Below are 7464 nucleotides of genomic sequence, written 5' to 3' on the forward strand. Positions count from 1 at the left end.
CCAGACTCCGGGCAGCATTCACGAGGGCGGCGAGCTGGGTTACGCCCTCGTCCACGCCGCCGGTGCCGCGTTCGACAATCCTGATCTGATCGTTGCCTGTGTCGTCGGGGACGGTGAGGCCGAAACCGGTCCCCTGTCCGGTTCGTGGAAGATCCCGGCCTTTCTGAATCCGATTCGCGACGGCGCCGTCTTGCCCATCCTGCATCTGAACGACGGAAAGATTTCCGGACCGACGGTTCTCGGACGCAGCACCGATCAATCGGTAGCCGACTATCTGAGCGGCCAGGGGTGGGCACCCCTGTTCGTCGAAGGCGACGACCCACGAGAGGTGTTCCCGGCGCTCCACGCAGCCCTCACGCGAGCTCACGACGCGATCGAGACAATCCAGCACGCCGCCCGCAACGGAGAACCACAGCACGACATCGAATGGCCCGCCATCGTTCTACGCACCCCCAAGGGCTGGACCGGCCCGCACGAGGTGGACGGCAAGCTCATCGAGGGCACGCACTGGGCGCACCAGGTACCGCTGTCGGGAGTCCGCGAGAACCCGTCGCATCTGGCGCAGCTCGAGAAGTGGCTGCTCTCCTACGACCCCCGATCGCTGTTCGACGACGACGGCGCTCCCGTCGACTCGATTCGCGAGCTCGCTCCGTCGGGCACCGAACGTCTCGGTGCCACGCCGTATGCGAACGGAGGACTACTTCTGCAGCCCTTGGTCATTCGCGATCTGGAGAACTATGCGCTCACCGTGGAGTCCCCGGGGCGCACGTCGCACGAGACGACCACCGTGCTCGGGGAGATGATGCGTGATATCTACCTCGACAACGCACAACCCCACGGCGGCGGCAACTTTCGCCTGTTCTGTCCCGACGAGACTGCCAGCAACCGGCTGCAGGCGGTGTTCGAGGTGACCGATCGATGCTGGCAGTTGCCGCCCACCGAGTTCGACGCCGATCTCGGTCCCGACGGTCGCGTGATGGAGGTGCTCAGCGAGCATCTGTGCGAGGGCTGGCTGGAGGCGTACCTGCTGTCGGGTCGACACGGCCTGTTCGCCAGCTACGAGGCCTTCGCCATGGTGAGCGTGTCGATGCTGATCCAGCACACCAAGTGGCTTCAGCACGCGGCCACACTCGCGTGGCGAGCACCCGTCGCCTCGCTCAACGTGCTGCTCACCAGCACGTGTTGGCGCAACGACCACAACGGATTCAGCCATCAGGGCCCAGGACTGATCGACGCGGTCATTCCTCTGGCATCGGATGTGGTGCGCGTGTGGCTGCCACCGGATTCCAATACGCTGCTCGCAGTTGCCGATCATTGCTTCCGCAGTCGAGGTCACGTCAACGTTCTGGTGGTGGACAAGCAGAGTCACCCGCAGTATCTGACGCTTCCCGAGGCGCGGGCGCATGCAGCGGCAGGTGCGTCCCGCTGGGACTGGGCCGGCACCGAATCGGTCGACGCCGAGGAAGATCCCGAGATCGTTCTGGCGTGTGCAGGCGACGTCCCGACCGAGGAAACCCTCGCTGCCGCAGAGTTGTTGCGGACGTGGACTCCCGAGCTCAGGGTTCGGGTGGTCAACGTCATCGATCTGATGGCGCTGCTCCCCGTCGGCGATCATCCCCACGGATTCTCCGACGAGCAGTTCGCGGACCTGTTCACCACCTCGGTCGATGTGGTCTTCGCGTTCCACGGTTATCCCCGTGTGGTGCACCAACTGGTGCACGGCCGACCGGACGCCCAGCGGTTCCACGTGCGCGGATTCATCGAGCAGGGCACCACGACAACACCGTTCGACATGGTGGTGCTCAACAAGATCAGTCGCTACCATCTCGCCCTCGCGGCACTCGACCGGACAACAACCACGCCGACCGGTGCCGAGGCACTACGGCAACACTGCCAGGACCAACTGGCACGACACGACGCCTACATCCGAGAGCATTTCGAGGACCTCCCCGAGATCCGGCAGTGGCGGTGGTCGTGACTGCCGGACCCGTCGAGCTACCCGCGGGCGATGATCAACGGGCAGTCGACGCGGTGGGCCAGTGAACGAACCGTGGATCCGAGAAGTCTGTCGCTGAAACCGTTGCGTCCGCTCGAACCGACGACCACGGCCTGGGCGCGCGGTGACACCTCGAGGATCTTCTCGACCACGTTGCCGCGCAGCACTTTCTGCTGGACCACGACGTCCGGATACTGTTCGCTCCAGCCGGACAGGCTCTCCGCCAACACGGTTCGGCCGTTCGACACGATCGCATCGGATCTGTCGGTCGCGGACGCGTCGGGCGAGGAGATCGGTTCGTCCGTGGACACATGCACTGCAACCAATTCCGTTCCTCGGAGCGAGGCTTCGTCGAATGCCAACCGAACGGCGTTCTGGTTGTGCGGCGACCCGTCGACGCCGAGGACAACAGGGCCTCCCGACGAATGCAGCTCCACACTTTTCGGCACGATGACCACCGGGCAGTGCGCTTGAACGGCCACCGCGGTGCTCACCGAGCCGAGCAGTTCAGCGAAATAATCGCCGTTGCCGCGCGAGCCCACCACCATCATCGAGGCACTGGAGGACTGCTCCAGCATGGCCTGAATCGTCGGGCCCACAATCGATTCGCTCATGATCTCGAGACCGTCGGGGTCCTTCACCGACCGTCGCGCAACCAGCGAAGCCCAGGCCAGGACCGACTCGGCGGCTTTGTGCTCCTCGGAGCCGATGTGAGACGGCAGCGCGACGAAGCTGGTGTACAGGACCTTGACTTGATAGGCGGACACCAGCTTCACCGGTACCCCACGCAACTCGGCCGCATGAGCGGCCCACCCGACTGCGTCGAGCGACGAGCCGGAGCCGTCGACACCGACGACGATCGGAGACTGCCTCGAGGTACTCATGCGTGCGGGACGACGAGGACGGGGCAATGGGCATGCCGCAGTACGGCGGTCAGTGTTCGTCCCGGCACTCTGTCTCGCTCGTGGCCGACCACCATCAGCTGGGCCGTCTCGGAGACCGCCACGAGTTCCGATCCCGAGTCGGCCTCGGCGTACACCGACGCCACGCGAACGTCTGGGTAGTCCGCGCCGAAGGGTTCGAGCCGAACGTCCATTGCCGATTCGGGGTGTAGCCCGTCACCGGGTCCACTGAGGGCGGACGCGAGAATGGAGGAGACGGCCTGGGTGTGCACCGCCAACACGCTGGCCGACCTGATCGATGCCTCGTGAAACGCCTGAGCGACAACAACATCGGCTTGTGAAATGCCGGCATCACCCAGCGCCGCGACGACCGGTCCGCGGCGTTCGGCGTCGAAGTGCCGGACGATCGCCACGGGGTTGGGCGATGCTTCGACCACGGCTCCGACCATCGATCCGAGTACCCAGGCGGTCACTGCACTGCCGGTCGTGGTCCCCAGTACGAGCAGAGACGCAGATCCCGCTTCGGTCGACATCACCGATTCGGGCCGCCCGTGTGCAACGACCGATTCCACGGCAATCGCCGGATCGATCGATGCGGCCACATGCGCTGCGCGACTCAATGCCGCGCGGGCATAGTCGCCGTCGACATCCGGAGCGCCGTAGACGGTTTCGGGCTCGTCGTGGCCGGCGATCACGTGGATCAAACGAAGCGACGTCCCCCGCCCACGTGCCTCCTGCACGGCGAATCGGACCGCATCGAGCGCGGTCTCCGATCCGTCGATACCGAGCACGACGGGTCCGGCGGTGTGTGCACTGTTCATCGGGTTCCTCTCGGCGGTGCGACGATAGGTTCTGCACCTTCACCGAGAACGCTACGAGCGCACACCCACCCGACGCAGCGGCCGGAGGTCACCGAAACAGGTGACGAACGACTGCACCCGTCAGGGCAGCGGTACCGACCAGGTCACATCGGTGCCGCGTCCGGAGGAGCCGGGACCGATGTTCATCGACCCACCGCATTCGACAGCACGGGCACCGAGGTTGGACAGTCCGCTGGCGGTGGTGTCCTCTGGCATCCCGATCCCGTTGTCGGACACGACGATCTGCAACTCGTCGCCCACCGACAAGGTTACGGTCACAGTGTCGCCCTGCGCGTGATGGACGACGTTGCTGACCGTCTCACGAACGACGGCAACGGCATGATCGGCGAGCTTGGTGTCCACAACCGACAGAGGCCCGAACATCCGCACGACGGCACGGATATCGACGTTCTCGGTGAGTTCGAGTACCGCCGCATTGATGCGTTGACGCAATCGCGTGGCCGAGTGGGACGTGCTCTGCAAGTCGAAGATCGTCGTCCGGATGTCCTGCACCGTGTCCTGCAGGTCGTCGATCGTCCTGGACAGTCGCACCCGAATTTCCTCGGACTCGGTGCGCTGCAGAGTGCTCTGTAAAGCCAATCCGGCGGCGAAGATTCGCTGAATCACGTGATCGTGCAGGTCGCGGGCTATTCGGTCCCGGTCCGACAACACCTCGAGTTCGTGCATCCGGCGGCTGGAATTGGCGATCTGCATCACCAATGCAGCTTGATTGGCGAAGTTCGAGACCAGCTCGAGTTGGGAATCGTCGAACGGCCCCCGCCCCTCTGTGCGGAGCACCACCAGGACGCCGCTCACGCCCTCGGCGACGCGGAAGGGTGAAATCAGTGCGGGCCCGAAAGCCGAGCCCAATTCCTTGGCACCGTACTCGAGTCGTTCCTTGCGCAACGGTGTTCGACGTCGAAATGCCGATCCCGAGCTCGAACCCTCGATCGGAATGACTGCTCCGATCATGCGATCGGATCCGAGCCCCTCGCTGACCGTGACGACCAGTTCGGTGACATCCTCGAACGGCTGGTCACCGTCCTCGGGAACCGCGATGAACGCCGCATCGGAACCGGTCAGGTGCAATGCTTTCCGCGCCACCATCTGCAGCACTTCGTCGATGTCCGTCCCGGCGAGCAGCTCGGTGCCGATGTCCCGAGTTGCTTCCATCCAGGCCTGGCGTACCCGTGAGTCCTCGTACAGTCGCGAGTTCTCGATGGCGATGCCGGCCGCGGACGCCAGCGCCTTCGTGACGACCTCGTCGTCCTCGGTGAACTGCTTGCCGTCCTTCTTCTCGGTGAGATAGAGGTTGCCGAATATCTCGTCACGGACCCGAATCGGAACGCCGAGAAAAGTTTTCATCGGCGGGTGGTTCGGCGGAAATCCCACCGACTCCGGATGCGCCGAGAGATCCTCGAGGCGCAGCACTTTCGGCTGGTCGATCAACAGTCCGAGCACCCCGCGGCCGGTGGGGAGCGGGCCGATGGCCACTCGTGTGTCCTCGTCCATGCCGTGATTGATGAACGCACTCAACCCGTGACCGTCGCCGCGGACGCCCAGTGCGCCGTACCGAGCATCGACGAGATCGACGGCCGATTCCACGATCGAGCGCAGTGTCACTTCCAGATCGAGGCCGGAGGTGATGACGAGCATGGCGTCGAGCAGCCCGTCGGCCTGGACTCTGGCATCGGCGATTCGGCCTATCCGGTCCTGAACCTCGGCCAACAATTCACCGAGTCGCAACTGCGGCAACGAGGACGAGGTCTCCGCGCGATGGTCATCCATCCCGCGACCCCGGTTGTCCGGCCGACGGAGCGGTATCGGCGAGCTTCGACGCGTACACCGCAGCCTGGGTACGCCGCTCCATCCCGAGCTTGGCCAGCAGCCGAGAGACGTAGTTCTTCACTGTCTTCTCCGCCAGGAACATCCTGGCTGCGATCTGCCGGTTGGTGAGGCCTTCTCCCAACAGATCCAGCAGCGTGCGCTCCTGGCTGGTGAGGTGGTCGATAGGTCCTGGAGTCGCAGTTCCGGCTCGCAGTTTGTCCATGAGCGCCGCTGCTGCACGGTTGTCGAGCAGCGACCGACCGGACCCGACGTCCTTGATCGCGCGGGTGAGCTCCATGCCGGTGATGTCCTTGACGACGTAACCGCTCGCGCCCGCGAGGATGGCGTCGAGCATGGCCTGATCCTCGGTGAACGAGGTCAGCATCATGGTCTTGAGGAGCGGCAGGCGATCGAGGAGTTCGCGGCACAGTTCGATGCCGTTGCCGTCGGGCAGGCGCACGTCGAGCACGGCAACGTCCGGCTGTAGGGCCGGGATTCGGGCCAGCGCCTGAGCGCAACTGCCCGCCTCACCGATGACCTCGAGGTCCGGATCGGAGTCGATCAGGTCGATCAGACCACGCCGCACGATCTCGTGATCGTCCACCAAGAACACCGTGACCACGGCGACACCCCTCACCTGCGTCCACACTGGGCGCCTCGACTTCCGAGCCTACGGGTCGCAGGTACGGCCGGCCCGACCTTTCGTCACCGAATCAATGGACCAAAGTCCTTCGTGTCGGTGTTGTTGTCCTGCCGCGCCCGAGGCTGTGCGAGGCGTCTGATGGATGTTCCGACACCACGACCGAGGAGGTCGCACGATGGGTTCACTACCGACCGTCGTCGGAGTCGACGGATCAGCTGCAGCGTTGGATGCAGTGCGCTGGGCAGTTCTCGACGCACACCTACACAGCTCCGATCTGGTTCTCGTCTCGGCGATGTCACTTCCGAAGGCGCTGACGGGGGTGGGGATACTCCCCGAACCCGTTGTCGAGCAATCGAGATCGGAAATCAGAACGATTCTGGACGAGGCCAGGGCGCTGGCGTCCCGCGTGAGCGCGACGGCCGGTCCGATCGGCATCGACACCGTCTCGTCCGAGAACCCCGCCGTTGCCACGTTGCTCGACCTCTCGACCACCGCCCGCATGGTCGTCATCGCCACCCGCGGTCTCGGCGGGGCCGAGCAACGATCACTCGGGTCGATCGGTTTCGCCGTCACCACCCATGCTCGATGCCCGGTCACGGTGGTGCGCGGCTGGTCGGGCGACGGCCTGGACACGACGCATCCGGTGGTCGTCGGGGTGGACGGAACGAGAGCGAGCGCGGCGGCGGTGGCGCTGGCATTCGAGGAGGCCTCCGTGCGGTCGGCTCCGCTCACGGCAGTGCACAGCTGGTCCGACGCGGATCTGACGGTCGGACTTCCGATTCGAGGATTGGAATGGCCGGCCAATCGGCCCGCAGCGGCGGATCAACTGACCCGGATGCTCGAGCCGCACACACGTCGTCATCCCACGGTGGCGGTGCGCACCGTGGTGGTCAAGGACCGGCCGGTGCAGGCTCTACTCGATCATGCACAGGGCGCACAACTTCTGGTGATCGGCAGTCACGGGCGCGGCGGCTACGGAGAGATGATGCTGGGCTCGACCAGCCGGTCGGTGCTGGCGCGTGCGCACTGCCCGGTCACCGTCGTTCCGTCGCCCGGCCGCCGCCTCGCGCGGATCACCGCAACCGCAGTGGCACTGGCAGATCCCGAGTGATCCTGCCCGCGCGCGGACTGTCGTTCGCCAACGAACGAGGGTACAAATGCCCTACGCGAGCGAAGCCCGGGACTGCAGGCTGTAGCCATGAGCGAATCCGACAGCACCCCATCCACCCCGACCAC

General features: G+C 65.1%; 6 protein-coding genes. 2 read left to right on the forward strand and 4 right to left on the reverse strand.

What is annotated here, in order from left to right:
- Positions 1-1978, forward strand: a 1978-nt coding sequence (locus tag A2J02_RS25990) for a phosphoketolase (RefSeq protein WP_068055640.1), incomplete at its 5' end; no start/stop codon positions are given.
- A 17-nt stretch (positions 1979-1995) separates the two neighbouring features.
- Here A2J02_RS25990 and A2J02_RS25995 read toward each other — a convergent pair.
- From A2J02_RS25995 to A2J02_RS26010, 4 genes are all read right to left on the reverse strand, one after another.
- Positions 1996-2880 (reverse strand): universal stress protein, encoded by an 885-nt coding sequence (locus tag A2J02_RS25995; protein ID WP_068055643.1) that lies wholly within the window; start codon positions 2878-2880, stop codon positions 1996-1998.
- Positions 2877-3719, reverse strand: a complete 843-nt coding sequence (locus A2J02_RS26000; RefSeq protein WP_068055647.1) for a universal stress protein — start codon at positions 3717-3719, stop codon at positions 2877-2879. The genes A2J02_RS25995 and A2J02_RS26000 overlap by 4 nt, the downstream gene beginning before the upstream one ends.
- Positions 3720-3839: 120 nt before the next feature.
- Positions 3840-5546, reverse strand: coding sequence for a sensor histidine kinase (locus A2J02_RS26005; protein ID WP_068055650.1), 1707 nt, complete (start codon positions 5544-5546; stop codon positions 3840-3842).
- The gene (locus tag A2J02_RS26010; protein WP_068055658.1) at positions 5539-6207 is read right to left on the reverse strand and encodes a response regulator; all 669 of its coding nucleotides are present in this window, start codon (positions 6205-6207) and stop codon (positions 5539-5541) included. The genes A2J02_RS26005 and A2J02_RS26010 overlap by 8 nt, the downstream gene beginning before the upstream one ends.
- Before the next feature lie 196 nt (positions 6208-6403).
- Between A2J02_RS26010 and A2J02_RS26015 the strand changes: the two genes are divergently transcribed.
- A complete protein-coding gene (locus A2J02_RS26015) occupies positions 6404-7339 on the forward strand; it encodes a universal stress protein (protein WP_068055653.1) in 936 nt (311 codons plus the stop codon).
- Positions 7340-7464: the final 125 nt, after the last annotated feature.

It is taken from the genome of Rhodococcus sp. EPR-147 (assembly GCF_001647185.1).
GTDB lineage: Bacteria > Actinomycetota > Actinomycetes > Mycobacteriales > Mycobacteriaceae > Rhodococcoides.

Bases quoted from the DNA above. Each gene is read 5' to 3' on its own strand.
- A2J02_RS26015 (WP_068055653.1), top strand. From the start codon at position 6,404: ATGGGTTCACTACCGACCGTCGTCGGAGTCGACGGATCAGCTGCAGCG.
- A2J02_RS25995 (WP_068055643.1), bottom strand. From the start codon at position 2,880: ATGAGTACCTCGAGGCAGTCTCCGATCGTCGTCGGTGTCGACGGCTCC.
- A2J02_RS26000 (WP_068055647.1), bottom strand. From the start codon at position 3,719: ATGAACAGTGCACACACCGCCGGACCCGTCGTGCTCGGTATCGACGGA.
- A2J02_RS26005 (WP_068055650.1), bottom strand. From the start codon at position 5,546: ATGGATGACCATCGCGCGGAGACCTCGTCCTCGTTGCCGCAGTTGCGA.